Origin of the sequence: uncultured Nostoc sp., from assembly GCF_964247315.1 — a bacterium.
Lineage (GTDB): Bacteria > Cyanobacteriota > Cyanobacteriia > Cyanobacteriales > Nostocaceae > Nostoc.
The window spans coordinates 1-16,333 of the sequence record NZ_CAXTTT010000029.1 but is presented as its reverse complement, the minus strand read 5'-3'; the positions used below and the strand labels follow the sequence as shown (position 1 = coordinate 16,333).

General features: G+C 43.1%; 14 protein-coding genes and 1 pseudogene. 9 read left to right on the top strand and 6 right to left on the bottom strand.

Features of this window, described 5'->3' with window-relative positions; genetic code table 11:
• Nucleotides 1-68 precede the first annotated feature (68 nt).
• Nucleotides 69-1,244: an ABC transporter permease DevC gene (gene devC, locus ACFE93_RS11175; RefSeq protein ID WP_375473357.1), complete on the bottom strand. Its 1,176-nt coding sequence runs from the start codon at nucleotides 1,242-1,244 to the stop codon at nucleotides 69-71.
• Entirely contained in the window at nucleotides 1,241-2,551 is a 1,311-nt protein-coding gene (locus ACFE93_RS11170) for an HlyD family efflux transporter periplasmic adaptor subunit (RefSeq protein WP_375473356.1), read from the bottom strand. Before ACFE93_RS11170 ends, devC begins: the two co-directional genes overlap by 4 nt.
• Nucleotides 2,552-2,969: 418 nt before the next feature.
• On the opposite strand from ACFE93_RS11170, the gene ACFE93_RS11165 reads away from it, so the two are divergent.
• Both ACFE93_RS11165 and ACFE93_RS11160 read left to right on the top strand, forming a co-directional pair.
• On the top strand, nucleotides 2,970-3,584 hold the full coding sequence (locus ACFE93_RS11165; RefSeq protein ID WP_375473355.1) for a TetR/AcrR family transcriptional regulator: 615 nt from the start codon (nucleotides 2,970-2,972) through the stop codon (nucleotides 3,582-3,584).
• 491 nt (nucleotides 3,585-4,075) lie between these two features.
• Nucleotides 4,076-4,261 (top strand): hypothetical protein, encoded by a 186-nt coding sequence (locus tag ACFE93_RS11160; protein ID WP_375473354.1) that lies wholly within the window; start codon nucleotides 4,076-4,078, stop codon nucleotides 4,259-4,261.
• 15 nt (nucleotides 4,262-4,276) lie between these two features.
• Here the strand turns inward: ACFE93_RS11160 and ACFE93_RS11155 are convergent, their stop codons facing one another.
• Nucleotides 4,277-4,696: a PAS domain-containing protein gene (locus tag ACFE93_RS11155; protein WP_375473353.1), complete on the bottom strand. Its 420-nt coding sequence runs from the start codon at nucleotides 4,694-4,696 to the stop codon at nucleotides 4,277-4,279.
• Between the two features lie 605 nt (nucleotides 4,697-5,301).
• Entirely contained in the window at nucleotides 5,302-5,814 is a 513-nt protein-coding gene (gene infC / locus ACFE93_RS11150; RefSeq protein ID WP_104907695.1) for a translation initiation factor IF-3, read from the bottom strand.
• A 217-nt stretch (nucleotides 5,815-6,031) separates the two neighbouring features.
• On the opposite strand from infC, the gene ACFE93_RS11145 reads away from it, so the two are divergent.
• Together ACFE93_RS11145 and ACFE93_RS11140 are read left to right on the top strand one after the other, a co-directional pair.
• Nucleotides 6,032-7,372 (top strand): DEAD/DEAH box helicase, encoded by a 1,341-nt coding sequence (locus tag ACFE93_RS11145; RefSeq protein WP_375473352.1) that lies wholly within the window; start codon nucleotides 6,032-6,034, stop codon nucleotides 7,370-7,372.
• Between the two features lie 518 nt (nucleotides 7,373-7,890).
• Nucleotides 7,891-9,543 (top strand): adenylate/guanylate cyclase domain-containing protein, encoded by a 1,653-nt coding sequence (locus tag ACFE93_RS11140; RefSeq protein WP_375473351.1) that lies wholly within the window; start codon nucleotides 7,891-7,893, stop codon nucleotides 9,541-9,543.
• Nucleotides 9,544-9,701: 158 nt separating this feature from the next.
• On the opposite strand, the gene ACFE93_RS11135 is transcribed toward ACFE93_RS11140, so the two are convergent.
• Entirely contained in the window at nucleotides 9,702-10,325 is a 624-nt protein-coding gene (locus ACFE93_RS11135; protein WP_375473350.1) for a Uma2 family endonuclease, read from the bottom strand.
• Between the two features lie 226 nt (nucleotides 10,326-10,551).
• Between ACFE93_RS11135 and ACFE93_RS11130 the strand changes: the two genes are divergently transcribed.
• On the top strand, nucleotides 10,552-11,919 hold the full coding sequence (locus ACFE93_RS11130) for an NAD-dependent succinate-semialdehyde dehydrogenase (protein ID WP_375473349.1): 1,368 nt from the start codon (nucleotides 10,552-10,554) through the stop codon (nucleotides 11,917-11,919).
• 167 nt (nucleotides 11,920-12,086) lie between these two features.
• Nucleotides 12,087-13,730, top strand: a complete 1,644-nt coding sequence (locus ACFE93_RS11125) for an acetolactate synthase large subunit (RefSeq protein WP_375473348.1) — start codon at nucleotides 12,087-12,089, stop codon at nucleotides 13,728-13,730.
• Nucleotides 13,731-14,065: 335 nt separating this feature from the next.
• Here ACFE93_RS11125 and ACFE93_RS11120 read toward each other — a convergent pair whose 3' ends face one another.
• Entirely contained in the window at nucleotides 14,066-14,302 is a 237-nt protein-coding gene (locus ACFE93_RS11120) for a hypothetical protein (RefSeq protein WP_375473347.1), read from the bottom strand.
• A 186-nt stretch (nucleotides 14,303-14,488) separates the two neighbouring features.
• Between ACFE93_RS11120 and ACFE93_RS11115 the strand changes: the two genes are divergently transcribed.
• From ACFE93_RS11115 to ACFE93_RS11105, 3 genes and pseudogenes are all read left to right on the top strand, one after another.
• Nucleotides 14,489-15,583: an ATP-binding protein gene (locus ACFE93_RS11115; protein ID WP_375473346.1), complete on the top strand. Its 1,095-nt coding sequence runs from the start codon at nucleotides 14,489-14,491 to the stop codon at nucleotides 15,581-15,583.
• A 14-nt stretch (nucleotides 15,584-15,597) separates the two neighbouring features.
• A complete protein-coding gene (locus ACFE93_RS11110) occupies nucleotides 15,598-15,789 on the top strand; it encodes a hypothetical protein (RefSeq protein WP_375473345.1) in 192 nt (63 codons plus the stop codon).
• A gap of 84 nt (nucleotides 15,790-15,873) precedes the next feature.
• Nucleotides 15,874-16,333, top strand: a pseudogene (locus tag ACFE93_RS11105) (ATP-binding protein); the annotation flags it as partial.

Here is a 16,333-nt window from a genome sequence, read left to right as displayed (position 1 = left end):
TTTAAATTTTAGATTTTATATTTTAGATTGGGAATTGGGTAAGTATCTTTATGCCCAATGCCCATTTTTTAAAACATATCTGCGGGGTCAGCAGACTGTAATTTCCGAGTAGCGATCGCACCAGAAATTATGCACATAATCATCGTCAGTGTTAATACCGTCAAAGCCCGTGCTACGGTCATGTAAACTGGCAAATTGGTGGCATTACGAGTTAAATGATAAAGTCCTAAAGGTGCGATCGCTCCTGGGATAAACCCCAAAATTGCCAAAATTATCGCCTCTTCAAACACCACACTTAATAAATAGAGATTGTTATACCCCATTGCTTTGAAAGTGGCGTATTCTTTGATATGGGAATTCACATCTGTAGAAAGAACTTGATAGACGATAATCACGCCCACCAAAAACCCCATTGTTACACCCAGGCTGAAGATAAATCCAATCGCTGTATTTGTTTTCCAGTAATTTATTTCAAATTCGAGAAATTCTGCTTTGGTTAAAACTTTAACATCATTATCTAAATGAGATTGTAAAGCTGCTTTCATCTGTTTTGGATCATAGCCTGGTTGCAGCTGCACTAAACCGAGACTGACACTGCTTGCTTCTTGTCTGGGAAATAGCCGCAGAAAGTTCTGGTCGCTGGTGATTAAAGTACCATCGGCTATGAAGGAAGCCCCAACTGAAAATAAGCCGCTAACAGTAATTGTCCGCCGTTCTATTTCGGTTGTAACAGTTTTACCTTGGTCAATTTTGGCGAGTACTTCGTTGTAATCTCCTCTAGAGGCGCGATCGAACAGAACAGTATCTGGTAGCTTAATAGCATCTATCTGGCGATTCACATCCGCTAAGTTCAACACTTGCCGATCGGGATTGAACCCCATAACTAATATTGTCGTTTTCTGATGTGTTTGGGGATTTTTCCAATCAACAATGTTGACATACATTCCTTCTGCCGACTTTACACCTGGTACATCCATTGCTTGATACAACCGCCGCCGCGTAAAGTTAGACATATATGCTAGGTTACGTGCTTGGGGGCTGATAACAAACATATCAGCTTGCATACTGCGATGCAGCATTGTGTTACTTTCAAACAGGGCATTCTGAAATCCTAGCTGCATGAACATCAGAACATCGGCAAAGGCAATACCTGACAATGCTACCAAAAGACGACCTTTTTCATGACTCAGTTGCAGCCATCCTAAAGGCGTTCGCCGCCGCAGTTGCTGGATAAATCCAATCACAATTCAATCACCGCCTTGACTTGCAAATTAGTTAAGCTAGAAGCATTTTGGCTGGATAGTTTATTTAGTTGCACATGCACTTCCACTACTCTGGCATCAATATTGCTAGAAGGGTCAGCATTGATCAGATTTTGCCGCTTTACCTGCATACCAATCCAATCGACTCTTCCCCCTAATTCATTGCGGAGGGAATCACTGCTTACCAGCACCGGTTGTCCGGGACGCACTCTCTTGATATCACTTTGGTAGACTTCTACTACTGCATACATCTGGTCGGTTTGACCTAAAGCCACAATTCCTTCATTACCTACAGTTTCTCCGGCTCGTGTATTAATCTCCAAAATTCGACCGGCTTTAGGCGCTACAACGTATGCCTCTGCCAGTTCTGCTCTAATTTTCTCCACGGTAGCTTGAGCACTGTCTATCTCTGCCTGTGCATTTGCTATATCTGTGGGACGAACTTCAGTAGTTTGATTTAGGTTAGCTTTTGCTTCGTTAATCTGCTGTTGCAAGCTGGCGAGGGTTTGATCCTGGTTGGCTTTTGCTTCGTTAAGCTGCTGTTGTAGGGTCGCTACAGTTCTTGTCTGGGTGGCCTGGCTTTCAATTAAGGCTTGAGTAGAAGTTTCGGCGCTTAGGCGTCTTTTATCAACTTCTTCGCTAGAAATTGCTCCTGCTTTGTATAAAGTCTCGTAGCGCTGCACGTCAGCTTGGGCATTACCTTTTTCGGCTGCTACGCGAGCCACTGTTGCTTGCAAGCTTCGTTGTTGCCCAAGGAGTTCTGCTTCTAGACGATTAATTGTGGCTTGCTGAGTTTTAATGTTTCCTTCTAGTTCTACTTGTACACGATTCACCGTAGCTTGACGCGCTCCAATTTCTCCCTGTTTGGCTCCAGCTTTTACCTGGTTAAGGCGGGATTTAGCAACTTGAACTTGTTTTTGTGCTTCACCTAAAGTAGCTTGTAGGCGAGCGCGGTTATCCATAATCGCAACTACCTGCCCAGCTTTGACACGATCGCCTTCTTTCACCAATAGTTGCTCTACCCGATTTCCTTCACCATTTGAAGAAGGCGCTGACAGTTTTATTACCTCTCCCTTTGGTTCCAACCGCCCTAATGCTGTTACTGTTTTTACCACAGGCTGAACTGCTACTGGTGCTTTTTGCTTTTCATTACCTGTAGCCTGATGCTTCATTACTGTATAAACACTGAACCCACCTATGGCAAAAGATGCAATTATTGCAAGTAGAAGAGGCGATCGCAAAAGATTCTGAGAAGACCTTAAACCCTCTGAATTCCTGTTTTGCTCCATACTATTTTCCCCTGACCACCAGTAGCAACTTGTACTAAACTGTACAGTTCAATTTATGCTAAACTAAACGGACTAGTTTAGTCAACATGATATAACTAAACTTGTCAATTAATTTGCTCGGCATTATGCAGCGGAATATTATTCCCTATTGAGATTGATTGTCTACTACAAGAAAGTAGAACAGAGAAAAGCTGACAAGAGAGGCTTTTAAGCTTTATCGAGGGGTTAGTAAGTTGGCACAATTAAACCAAACTATGTAAAGAACGATAAACTACACTAAAACCCTCTTCTCTCCTACCTCCTGCCTTATTCCAACGACAAATTTTTCCGCCGACCTACTTATGTTTATTTTCGCCATTTTGTACTGGGCATTTTGCAGCATCTATTAATATTGTTTATAAGAAAGGATGATTAATAAATGGTACGCATCAAAGCTGGCGAAGTGGATCGAGACAATTCCGTTGATAAAGTGGAGCAAATTCTGCAAGGAGCAATGCAAGAATTCCTTCAACATGGCTATGCTGGTACAAGCATGGATCGGGTAGCGGTAGCAGCAGGTGTTTCTAAAGCGACAGTCTACAGCCACTTTCAAGATAAAGAAGGACTTTTTAAAGTAATGTTAGAGCAACTGACAAGCAAAAAGAATAGCTCCATTTTTGGCACACAACCTATTCAGGGAGAACCAGGCGTCATACTGCACCAGGTAGCAACCAAAGCATTAGAGCAAATGCTTAACGACAAAGAACATAGTGCATTTATGCGAGTACTAATTGGGGAATCTGGGCGTTTTCCTGAGTTAGCTCAAATTTGTGTTCAAGCGATGATTAAGCCAGTAGCCCAAACTCTCACTCAATACTTGGCGGCTCCTGAATTAAACATACCTGACCCAGAGGCAACAGCGAGAATTCTCTTAGGAGCATTGGTGCATTTTCATATTACTCAAAATGTGATGCATGGGAAGGACATTGTACCAATGGAAAGCGATCGCCTGATTAATGCTTTGACACACCTAATCACTAAATGCGCTGATTGATTGGCTATTTCCCGGCGCTTGTTCGGTCGGAAGGTCAAATTCACCTTGATTAAAATCATGTCCGCCAAATTACCCATATAAGACTTACGCACACTCGACGAATTCTTGGCTTTCTTGGCGTCTTCTCTACGAGACGCTACGCGTTGGCGGAAGCCTCTCGCAGAGAAGGCGGTTCGATAAATTAAGCTTTTTGGCGATTTTTGCGTAAGTCTTACCATAAGAATACAACCCCACCCTACCTGCTCTTAGAGAAGACAAAGCACAGCTTTGGCTCTCTGGGGTTCTCCGGTTTTAAGCGGACATCATAGTAACTCAACGCTGGAATATTTGACCCGGATTTCTCACAAGTGAGAAATCCGGGGGTGGGATACAATAAGGAAAGCATACTTTTAATTAGTACAAGTTACAAAAGCTCACTTGGCGTGAAAACCTTGAAGAGGTATCAGCTAATTATTAAATATTAAAAAACTGCTAGCCAATATCTCTTCAAAATGGGCGTGCGCCGTTCTGGCGTTACTGAAACCGCCCACCTCCTGGAAAAGAAAGGTCTGATCCAATGCAGCCGAAAGAAAATCCAAACCATTGATCGGCAGGGACTAGAAGAGGCTTCCTGTGAGTGTTATGGGGTAATCAAACAGGAATACGATCGCCTGCTAAAGTTTAAGCTAGAAAGATAACGGATAAAGCCCTTCTCACCTTTCTAGCGATAATAGAGGCTGGTACGAGACGTGATGAATGTCGCGCACCATCCAGGGTAAGCCTGTTAACTTCCCTTTAACATCGCGGATAGGAGCTACAGTTATGGCAGCCTCAAAAGGCTTACAACCACGAGGCTGTATATGTAATATCCACTCTTGCACATAGTCACACTCACACTCGTGCATCTGGTTTAGTTGGCAACGAAACGCCTGACGTTCTTCTACTGCAATGAAACAGATTAATGATTTGTTTACCAAAAATCGTTGTTGAAGATTGAACAGTGTGGCAGTGGCACAATTAGCTGACTGAATTTTTCCTTGTGTGTCGCTCACCAAGTAAGCATTTGGTATGAACTCTAACAGGTCTTGGTAGCGCTTGTATTCCTCTCTAAGCCGTGCTTGTACATTTACCAATTTTTGAGTTTGCTCGGATAGCTTCTGTGTAGCTATCTCTATAGCAATCCGAATTGAAACGCGAGAAAATACAGAAACAAAAAGTACGTATATATAAGCATTACAGCTATTTTCTATCTCACGAATGATTTAGGATTGCTATAGTATTTTTGAAGCAGTATCAAGTTCCTTCAAAGCTGCTAGCAGCAAATTGGCTTCTGGCTGTACTAGACAACCTACAAATATTTTATTTTTCCCGAGTAATAAAAGAGCCTTAGTCCATCTTGCGGTAAACAACATAAACACAAAAACCGCACCTTTAAGTGTTAGTGCGGTTTTAAGTTCCCCAGAGATGGGGTTGGTTATATCAATATTCGTAGAATGGATCTGAGATGTTTCGATGTCCCAGTACTTGGGGTTATAACATCCCCACTGCTTTAAAGTTCCATCCTCATCTCCAGTGTAGCTCTGTGCAAGGGCGACTCAATTCACAGTAAAAAAATCCCCTTGCTGTCTTCAGTGGGGAGAATCTCAATGTTTTTTCCATAGAAGCTACAGTGTTGCCTCCAGCTTTTTTCGTTCCTTACAAGCTGCCACAAATATATCCTCCAGCGATCGCCAGATAACTAGGCAGGAATGACTTGAACAACTAGGGCGCGTTTATCCAGCGACTGGATTTTACCTACTTGACTGAGATCGTTTGCAATTCGGTCTAGCAGTTCTCCCGCTTTGTCACGATATTGATGTTCTCGGCCTCGTAAACGAATGGCAAACTTGACAGAATCGCCTTTACTTAACCATTCACCTGCTTGTTCGATGCGTAAATTATAATCAGCCACACCCACGTTTAAACCGAATCGAACTTCTTTTACCGTGGGTCTAGCACTTTGGCTCTGACGTTTTTTCTTTTGATACTGAAGCTTGCCATAGTTGAGAATCTTGGCGATTGGAGCGTCTTTACCTTGGGAGACTACAACTAAGTCAAGCTCTAAGCTTTCGGCTAGCTGTAACGCCTCATTGGTATCGATCAGACCACGATTGTTATTTTCATGGTCAATCAAGAAGACGCTAGGTGATTTGATTTGTGAATTAATCAGTTGCTTTTGGATTGCGATAATGAATTTCTCCCATTTGTTCAATACTTTGCTTTACAAGCAGGTAATGCCAATTTAACACAACACTGAATCAGAGCAACTTTAACAACACAATAGACAGCAATCTGTTAGAATGAACTACTGCGGCACTCGCTCTTCAGTCTTTGCGCTACTGCCCATCCAGCTTTTCAATGATTTTTTATCCGTCCGCCTAAGACTGACGCCATCATTGGCGACAGGCCGATGTTATTTATGGAGTTTTATGTCTTTTTCCGATCTCGGCTTGTCCAATGAAATTATCCGTGCCGTTAGCGAACGAGGGTACACGGAACCCACGCCAATTCAGATGCAGGCGATTCCTGCTGTATTGTCGGGTAGCGATTTGTTAGCTGGGGCACAAACTGGCACTGGAAAGACCGCTAGTTTTACCTTGCCGCTCTTGCATCGGTTGTCGTCTAATAAAAGCAAAGGTACGCCTAATGGATACCCACCAATCCGGGCGTTGATTCTCACTCCGACTCGCGAACTCGCTGCACAAGTAGAAGAAAGCGTGCGCGAATACGGCAAGTACTTAAATCTCAACTCGATGGTGATGTTTGGCGGAGTCAGTATTAATCTGCAAAAACAGCGTTTGAGGGGTCGAGTGGATATTTTGGTCGCTACTCCAGGGCGATTACTAGACCACGTACAGCAGGGTACGCTGAACCTATCGCAGATTGAGGTTTTGGTGCTGGATGAAGCAGATCGGATGCTGGATATGGGTTTTATTAATGATATCCGCCGTATTCTCTCACTCCTGCCCAAACAGCGACAGAATTTGCTATTTTTCGCTACTTTCTCAGACAAAATTAAGGCACTGGCCGCCGGACTACTCAATCACCCAACGATGATTGAAGTGGCACGCCGCAACGTTACCGCCGACACGATCGCACAGAAAGTTTACCAGGTAGACCGTGACAAGAAACGCCAATTACTGGCTCATCTGATTCGGCGAGATAATTGGTATCAAGTGCTAGTGTTCACTCGTACTAAATATGGCGCTGACCGTTTGGTGAAGCAGTTGGGCGAAGACCGCATTCAAGCATTGGCAATCCACGGTAATAAGAGCCAGCCTGTGCGTACTAACGCTCTGGCAAAGTTCAAAAATGGCAGCTTACAGGTATTGGTGGCGACAGATATTGCTGCTAGAGGTCTTGACATCAGCGAACTGCCCCATGTTGTTAACTTTGATTTGCCCAATGTACCAGAAGATTATGTTCATCGCATTGGTCGCACTGGTCGCGCTGGCGCATCAGGTGAAGCTGTATCGCTGGTGTGCATCGATGAACAGCATCTATTGACAGATATCGAAAAACTGATTGAGCAGCGCTTGCCGAAGGAAGTGGTTGCTGGTTTTGCACCCAACCCCGATACTAACCCCGAACCAATCCCAAATGGACGGCAACACAGAGCCAAGCCGGGAGGTGATAAGCGTCCGGCTCGAACTGCTAAACCGTTACCACAGACATCAGCTAAACGTAAGGCAGCCCCACCTGCCACCAATGGCGAAAAACCTGGCGCTCGTTCGTCTGGATCGCGCCGTTCTGCTAAACGCGATCGCTGATATTCGTTAGCTGTTCAATAGATTGATTTTTCACGGGTTCTGGAAAACCTTACTTCCATTCCTGTGGCCTACAAATTTTCGGTCTATACACGAGTCTTTATAGAGTTGTGCCAGAGACTTTTAATCCAATACACTGTAATATCTGTCACTAAAATAGTATTGAGTGCTGAATAACTCGGCTTAGAGTAAAAAGTAAAATTAATTGCACTCAGCATATAGGGTAGTCGCGTCCCTAAGAGCAAAGTTCTGTTCGCCCTACAGCCCTTCTCCTAAAGGAGACGCTACGCGAACGGGCATCCTACGGCAGGCGTTGGCGTTCGCGTAGTTTTAACTATGGGATTATACCCAGCACTCAGTACTCAGCCCTCAACACTCAGCACTCAGTACTCAGCACTACTGAAATACAGTTGTCGGAATGCAGTTAGCAGTGTCATAAAGAAAAGTGAAGGTTAACCTATAGGGTATAACTTACCTTAGAGCTGCTTGCACCTATAGCTTCGATGGATCGTATCACACTCATGACTGAACTCACACTACGCCTACAAGAGGGAGATACCGAGACTACGATCGCAGTTGACCAAGATGTATTTACAATTGGTCGTTTGCCGGAATGTAACTTGTACTTACCTTTTGGTGGAGTATCCCGCAACCATGCTCGCTTGGTAAAAACGGCTGATGGTGTGTGGACTATTGAGGATCTGGGCAGCAAAAACGGGACGCAAGTCAATAAATATCTGGTTAATTATCCCCAAGAGTTACATCACGGCGATATCGTTTGGCTGGGCAATGTCAGCCTGGTAGTGCTGCTCACAACCCCTGTTTCTCAACCGACACCTGAGTATCCCGGAATTTCAGACATTAATGAGCAAAGAACAATCCTTCACAATGTCGAACATTTACAACAGCAATGGATTGCACCTGATAGTAAAGATGGCGACATCAATAATAAGGACAAAACCATTGCCCGTCTTAAAGACTTAGTGGACATAGCAAAAAATCTCTGTGCAGCCGCGTCTATAGAAGAGATTTTTTCTCAGGTGCAGCAAGTAGTTTTTCGTTACCTTGATAGTATCGATCGCTTGGCATTATTAATTGATGTCAATGGTCGCGGTCAGTTGGAATTAATGAATGCTGCCACTAGAAATATTTCTCAACAGAAACATCTCCCTTCTGATGGTAGTTGGATTAGTCGTAGTATCTGTCAAAAGGTATTTGAGGAAAAAGTCGCCATTCAAACTGGTGATACTCAGCAGGATGAACGGTTTGCTAGCGAACAGAGTATTTTAGTCAAAGGCATTCGTAGCGCGATGGCAGTACCTTTATGGGATGAAAATAAAGTTGTGGGCGTACTGTATGCCGATGCCAATTTTTCTTCTTATCATTGGGCAAATGAAGGTGAAGAAGAATTGAGCTTTTTTTCAGCTTTAGCAAACCTTGTAGCTTCTAGCGTGCAGCGTTGGCTATTAGTAGAGAAACTCAAAACTGAAGAGATGATTCGTCACCGACTAGAACGTTATCATTCTCCAGCAGTTGTACAGCAATTGATTTCTGTAGGTGGATTACCGGGTGGTCGTTTAGCTCCCGCCGAAAGCGAAATCAGTATTTTGTTTGCTGATTTAGTTGGCTTTACGGCAATTTCTGAACAATTAACACCAACTGCGATCGCTCAACTATTAAATAATTTATTTGAAGAAATGCTAAAAGAAGTGTTTGGTTGCGGCGGCACTTTAGATAAATATATTGGCGATTGTATTATGGCATTTTTTGGCGCTCCAGAACCGCAAGCAGATCATGCCGATCGCGCTGTTACTGCTGCCAAGGGAATGCTCACTCGTCTCGAACATCTTAATGCCAATGGTTTTTGGCACGAACCCTTACAATTACGTATTGCAATTAATAGCGGTAAAGCTGTGGTAGGAGATGTCGGTAGCTCCCAAAGGGTAGATTATACGGCATTAGGCGCAACGATTAATCTTGCTGCTCGGATGGAAGCAGTTTGTCCCCCTAGTGAATGCGTGATTAGTGAAGCCACGCATACAATGCTTTCCCAACCCTCAGACTTCCAAGAAATGGGAGATTATCGTTTCAAAGGTATTGAGCGATTAGTTAAGGTTTATCAGACAAAATTGCAACCAGTGCCAACAATCATTGCTCCAATCATTAATCTTTAGGTATTGGGTATAATGGGGAATAGGAAAAAATCACTAATAATGAATTATGTTAAGGGCTTCCAAATAAAAAATATCTAACTATCCTGGTTAGGATAAATCTGCTATGCATAGCTGTGACAGCCTCTCTCTATGAAAGGTTGAATAGCCTTATGCTAAATTTAGCTGACTGTGCCAGCGCGAAAAATTTGCTCTGCGGTCAAATGAAACTCTGAAAATGTTGGCGACTGGATACGGTCATCTCCTCGAAACTTACTAACGCGATACTCACCTTCTTCTAAACAGCAAACCAAAATAGTAGGTTGTTTGGGCTTGCCAATAAATTCTCTACCGCCCAATGCAGCATAATCTACAATCCAGTATTCAGGAATTCCCATTTCTTCATAATCCGCGTATTTTTTCAGATAATCATCACGCCAGTTTGTACTTACCACCTCAATTACTAAAGGAATTGATGCTGCTTGAGTAACAGTTGATTCTTTTTTCCACAGAGGTTCATTAACTAAATTAGGCTGATTTAGTATCAGGACATCTGGGGAATAAGCAGATTCGTTCTCAACTGGTTTGACGAATACTGTTTTGGGGATGAAATAACGAAGATTTAAGCGACTGTATTCTAAAGTGATTTTTGTGGCTAAAAATCCAACCACCTCTTCATGGTCGCCTGTAGGTGGTGGCATCTCAATTATTACTCCATCATATAGTTCGTAACGTTGTCCTGTGTTATCTGGATATTTAGCAACGAATTCATCGAATGTAACTACTTTGCGCAAGACTTGAGTCATAGCTTAATTCCTCAATTGTGCAAATTATAGCAATTTTACTTCTATTGAATTCATCAATATTAATACTTATTGATTGGTATATTTTGTTTCAAAAATAATTGCAAAATTGTAATATTCAGCAACCAATTCTGGGTTATAAGACTAAAATTTGGATGGTAGCTTCCAAAATTGATTTGTGTAACACTAGGAAGCCTACCGAAGCTATTTTTTAACGGGAGGTCAGGTAATGGCGATCGCCACGATTAATCCCGCCACTGGGGAGACGCTCAAAACCTTTGAGGCGCTCAATGATGCAGAAATTGTCGCTAAACTCGATTTAGCTAATCAGACTTTTGAACAGTATCGTCAGACTAGTTTCTCTCAACGATCGCACTGGCTGCAAAAGGCTGCTGATATTTTAGAGCAAGACAAAGCAGAATTTGCTAAGTTAATGACTCTAGAAATGGGTAAGCCATTTAAAGCTGCGATCGCGGAAGTTGAAAAATGCGCCGTTGTCTGTCGCTACTATGCCGAACACGCCCCTGGTTTTTTGGCTGATGTCAGTATAAAAACTGATGCCAGCCAGAGTTTTGTACGTTATCAACCAATGGGTGCGATTCTCGCGGTGATGCCGTGGAATTTTCCTTTTTGGCAAGTTTTTCGTTTTGCCGCACCAGCCCTGATGGCGGGAAATGTCGGCTTACTCAAACACGCTTCCAACGTGCCGCAGTGCGCCTTGGCAATAGAAGATATTATCCGACGGGCAGGTTTTCCTGAAGGTGCGTTTCAAACTCTATTAATCGGCGCTGCCAAAGTTGCCGATTTAATGGCTGATGACCGCGTAAAAGCTGCTACCTTGACAGGAAGCGAACCAGCCGGTGCATCTCTCGCCGTCGCCGCCGGCAAACAAATTAAAAAAACAGTTTTGGAATTAGGAGGAAGTGACCCGTTTATTGTGTTAGAAAGTGCTGACATAGAGACAGCAGTTGTCACAGCTACTACAGCGCGGATGTTAAATAACGGGCAATCATGTATTGCAGCGAAACGTTTTATTGTCGCAGAAGCGATCGCAGACAAATTTGAAAAATTGCTTTTAGAAAAATTTGAGGCGCTGAAAGTAGGCGATCCTATGCAACCAGATACCGATTTAGGCCCACTGGCAACACCTGGTATTCTCCAGGATTTAGACCAACAAGTTCAAGGTGCTATTAGCAGCGGTGGTAAAGTCATCACAGGTGGACATCCTTTATCAGATCGTCCTGGAAACTTTTATCCGCCAACGATTATCATAGATATCCCCACTGACACACCAATTGCCAAAGAAGAATTTTTTGGCCCGGTAGCCTTGTTATTCCGGGTTCCAGATATCGATGCTGCCATTAAACTCGCTAATGACTCACCCTTTGGCTTAGGTGCAAGTGCTTGGACAACCAATGACCAAGAGAGCGATCGCTTGGTTGAAGAAATTGAAGCTGGTGCTGTGTTTATCAACAGTATGGTCAAATCCGATCCTCGGTTGCCCTTTGGTGGCATCAAGCGTTCTGGATATGGCAGAGAATTGAGTATCCAAGGTATACATGAGTTTGTCAATGTTAAAACCGTGTGGATTAAATGATTATGGGTAGGGCATGGGGCATGGGGAATAGCGAATAGGTAATAGAGATGAAATTTAATTACCAATACCCAATGACGGCAGTTGCTCCACTTGGGGAGACCCCAAGACCGCACTGCCTCCCCAATGCCCCATTCCCAATATTTATTCGTCAATAGTTAGGAAAGAAAATGAATACAGCAGAGTTATTGGTGCAGTGCCTAGAAAATGAAGGAGTGCAATATATTTTTGGACTCCCTGGTGAAGAAAACCTGCATGTTTTGGAAGCGTTAAAACATTCTTCGATTAAATTTATTACGACTCGTCATGAACAGGGTGCAGCATTCATGGCTGATGTCTACGGACGCTTAACAGGAAAAGCCGGAGTGTGTCTTTCTACTCTTGGCCCTGGGGCAACCAACTTGATGACTGGAGTAGCAGATGCTAACCTCGATGGTGCGCCCTTAGTAGCGATTACCGGTCAGGTGGGAACAGATAGAATGCATATTGAATCCCATCAATATTTAGATTTGGTAGCAATGTTTGCACCTGTTACCAAGTGGAATAAGCAGATTGTGCGACCGAGTATTACACCAGAAGTAGTACGAAAAGCATTTAAGCGATCGCAATCTGAAAAACCCGGTGCAGTTCACATCGATTTACCAGAAAATATTGCTGCCATGCCCGTCGAAGGCAACCCTTTGCGTAAGGATAATAGCGAAAAAACTTATGCATCTTTTGCTAGCATTCGGGCCGCCGCCGCCGCAATTTGCCAAGCAGTTAATCCATTAATCTTAGTCGGAAATGGGGCAATTCGCGCTCATGCCAGTGATGCAGTCACGCAATTTGCCACCTTACTGAATATACCTGTTGCTAATACCTTTATGGGTAAAGGTGTGATTCCCTACACACATCAACTAGCTTTGTGGTCAGTGGGATTACAGCAAAGAGACTTCATTACCTGTGCCTTTGATAACACAGATTTAGTAATTGCGATCGGCTATGATTTGATTGAGTTTTCCCCCAAGAAATGGAATCGCAATGGTGAAATTCCCATTGTGCATATTGGGGTAAGTCCGGCGGAGATTGATAGTAGTTATATTCCCAACGCCGAAGTAGTCGGAGATATTTCAGATTCCCTCTATGAAATTTTAAAACTAGCAGATAGACAAGGCAAACCCGATCCTTTTGCTATTAGCTTAAGGTCAGAGATTCGCGCTGATTACGAACAGTATGCCCATGATGACGGATTTCCGATTAAGCCGCAAAAGTTAATTTATGACTTACGCCAAGTGATGGGCCCAGATGATATCGTCATCTCTGATGTTGGCGCACATAAAATGTGGATGGCTCGTCATTATCATTGCCATAGTCCCAATACTTGCATAATTTCCAACGGCTTCGCAGCTATGGGTATTGCTATTCCTGGCGCTTTAGCAGCAAAACTCGTTCATCCCAAGCGCAAAGTCGTTGCTGTCACAGGCGATGGCGGCTTTATGATGAATTCTCAAGAATTAGAAACAGCCTTGCGTGTCGGTACGCCTTTTGTCACAATAATTTTCAATGATGGTGGCTATGGGTTAATTGAGTGGAAGCAGGAAAATCAATTTGGCAAAGGAAACTCATCTTTTGTGCATTTTAGCAATCCTGATTTTGTCAAATTAGCTGAAAGCATGGGTTTAAAAGGCTACCGAGTTGAATCAGCTTTAGATTTGATTCCCATTTTGAAAGAAGCTCTCGCTCAGGATGTACCCGCCGTGATAGATTGTCCCGTGGACTACCGGGAGAATCACCGCTTCAGTCAAAAAGCCGGCGAGTTGAGTTGTGCGGTGTAAAAATTACAGACGCGATTAATCGCGTCTGTACAAGAGTTAGGAGTTATTTATTCCTAACTCCTTATTAATTTCTACTCCTTTAGTGTTTTGGTAGGGTGCGTTAGCCTTTGGCGTAACGCACCGCTTTACTTCACTTTATTTATAGAGATATTTCTTCTCCTTCTTCGCGTCCTTCTCTACGAGACGCTACGCGAATGCGTCCTTTGCGGTTCGTTAAAAAAACCACGAGTATCAAAGACTCATTCACGAGTATCAAAGACTCATCCACGAGTATCAAAGACTCGTTTACAATAAATTAAAAGTTATTGATTCTAACTCATTACTGATTTTTACTCTTACTTAATCGTCTTCTGGTTGGAATTTGTGCTTTCCTGCTTTTGGGCAATATCTTCTACTGCTTTGCATTGCCTTTTGTCAATATCTGACTTAATGATGAGTCCCTTAGTATTGAGCGTTATTTCAACTTGGTATTGACCATTCACCATATTAATAGCGGCGTAAGTTACTGTACCAAACATCATTACTCCGCAAAGGGATAAGGTAATTTGCAAAACTCCTAGTAGTCGTTTCATTCTCAAAGCCTTTAATCGCTTACATTCTCTATTAAAATTTGCAGCTGGCTGAGAACTGAGTTGATTATCGGTTAAGTTTAGGATGACTATAATTTCTAGAGTGCAAGACGTTATGGCTGAATAGCCTTGCTATTATAGCTAGTAAAAAAATTTGATATACTCACAGCAGTTTCTCAATGAGGAATCATGGCGCGATCGCTCCGAGTAGCCCCAGAGTATATTGATAAAGTTAAGTCAGCACCTCAGCGTAACGGCTATCCCAGCCAGCAGTCCTTGGCTACTGATATAGGATTTTCTCTTTCCACAGTCAAAAGCTTTCTCACTGGTAAACCTGTTGACTATCTAAATTTTGTAGAACTTAGTAATAAGTTAGGACTAGACTGGCAAGACATTGCATACAAAGAACCAGAAACTCAGCCAAATAAACCTCAGCCAACTAACGGGGAAGCATCACCCTTCATCACTGGCGCACCCATCACCCAACCCTGTTACTTTTTTGGGCGCGAAAAAGAATTAAAACGCCTCTTTAACTTACTCAAACGCCATCCCCTGCAAAACGCCGCCATTATCGGTAAAAAGCGCAGCGGTAAAACATCTCTGCTGCACTACCTCAAAAATATCACCACCACCCCAGCAGAACAGCTGCGTCCTGAGCAAAAATCTGACTGGCTACCGCATCCAGAAAATTACTGTTGGATTTTCGTAGACTTACAAGACGCACGAATGCAAAGCCGAGAAGGGCTGCTAAAGTACATCTTGGAATCACTAAAAATGCAAGTGCCTACACCTTGCGATTTAGATCGTTTCATGAATGTAGTCAGTGATAATTTGCATTCTCCCACAGTCATCTTATTGGATGAGATTGGTGTTGGCTTGCAACGCTGTCCAGAATTAGATGATGGCTTTTGGGAGAGTTTGCGGTCTTTAGCGACTAACCACACAGAGGGGAATCTAGCATTTGTCTTGGCTACCCCCGAATCACCGATTGAGATGGCGCACAACACAGGACACAGTTCACCCTTTTTCAATATTTTCGGCTACACCGCACATCTGGGAGCATTGACTAAGATAGAAGCGCGAGAATTGATAGCGAGTTTCCCCATTCCGTTCACTGATGAAGATGTAGAGTGGATTTTGACAAAGAGTTGCTGCTGGCCGCTGTTGTTACAAATTCTGTGTAGAGAAAAATTATTTAACTCAGAAGAAGAAGAGAATAATGATAATTGGCGTGAGGAAGGTTTACGACAAATGAAACCGTTTGCTCATTTATTAGATTCATAACTAGTAGAGTAACCATGAAAGCACACCGAATTGAAACAAAGTTAACTAAAAACGGAACCTTGATTCTTGAGGATTTACCGTTTCAGGCAGATGAAGCAATAGAAATTATCGTCTTAGAACGTTCTTCCCAAGCTTCAGACTCTAACCTTTATCCTTTACAAGGAAAGGTTATTCATTACGATGAACCAATTGAGCCTGTTCCATAGAGGATTGGGAAGTGCTGTAATGACTGCGTTTGCAATGACAACAATATCTTCAATATCTCTACTATTAACCTAAACAGGCAAATTATGCCTTCTCAAAACTCACCCACTAATTACGCTGAAATCTACACTGATGCACCTAAACCACACTCTAATTTGATCGTAGGTGGTTGGCAACTATTGTTTTGGCTATTTTTTCGTCCTGTAGCTTGGTATCACCACACAGAAAATATTAGAGATGAGATTAACTCTTTAGCAGACTTAAACAAACCATCTGTATGGCAGCCAGTGCTACAAGGGTATTTAATTGTACCTCTCTGGGCTAATTTTATCCTTGGTTTAATACTTTGGGGATTAAGTCAGCCATTACCAAATATTTTGTCTATTGTGGCCTCAAGCTTAGGATGTTGTATAGCATTAAGCGTAGCGTTAGGCGTGGCATCAGGCGTGGCATCAGGCGTGGCATCAGGCGTGGCATCAGGCGTGGCGTTTGGCGTGGCGTTAGGCGTGGCGTTAGGCCTGGAGTATGGGGTCGCGTTAGGCGAGG

Bases quoted from the DNA above. Each gene is read 5' to 3' on its own strand.
- ACFE93_RS11170 (WP_375473356.1), bottom strand. From the start codon at position 2,551: ATGGAGCAAAACAGGAATTCAGAGGGTTTAAGGTCTTCTCAGAATCTT.
- ACFE93_RS11165 (WP_375473355.1), top strand. From the start codon at position 2,970: ATGGTACGCATCAAAGCTGGCGAAGTGGATCGAGACAATTCCGTTGAT.
- ACFE93_RS11160 (WP_375473354.1), top strand. From the start codon at position 4,076: ATGGGCGTGCGCCGTTCTGGCGTTACTGAAACCGCCCACCTCCTGGAA.
- ACFE93_RS11145 (WP_375473352.1), top strand. From the start codon at position 6,032: ATGTCTTTTTCCGATCTCGGCTTGTCCAATGAAATTATCCGTGCCGTT.
- ACFE93_RS11140 (WP_375473351.1), top strand. From the start codon at position 7,891: ATGACTGAACTCACACTACGCCTACAAGAGGGAGATACCGAGACTACG.
- ACFE93_RS11135 (WP_375473350.1), bottom strand. From the start codon at position 10,325: ATGACTCAAGTCTTGCGCAAAGTAGTTACATTCGATGAATTCGTTGCT.
- ACFE93_RS11130 (WP_375473349.1), top strand. From the start codon at position 10,552: ATGGCGATCGCCACGATTAATCCCGCCACTGGGGAGACGCTCAAAACC.
- ACFE93_RS11125 (WP_375473348.1), top strand. From the start codon at position 12,087: ATGAATACAGCAGAGTTATTGGTGCAGTGCCTAGAAAATGAAGGAGTG.
- ACFE93_RS11120 (WP_375473347.1), bottom strand. From the start codon at position 14,302: ATGAAACGACTACTAGGAGTTTTGCAAATTACCTTATCCCTTTGCGGA.
- ACFE93_RS11115 (WP_375473346.1), top strand. From the start codon at position 14,489: ATGGCGCGATCGCTCCGAGTAGCCCCAGAGTATATTGATAAAGTTAAG.
- ACFE93_RS11110 (WP_375473345.1), top strand. From the start codon at position 15,598: ATGAAAGCACACCGAATTGAAACAAAGTTAACTAAAAACGGAACCTTG.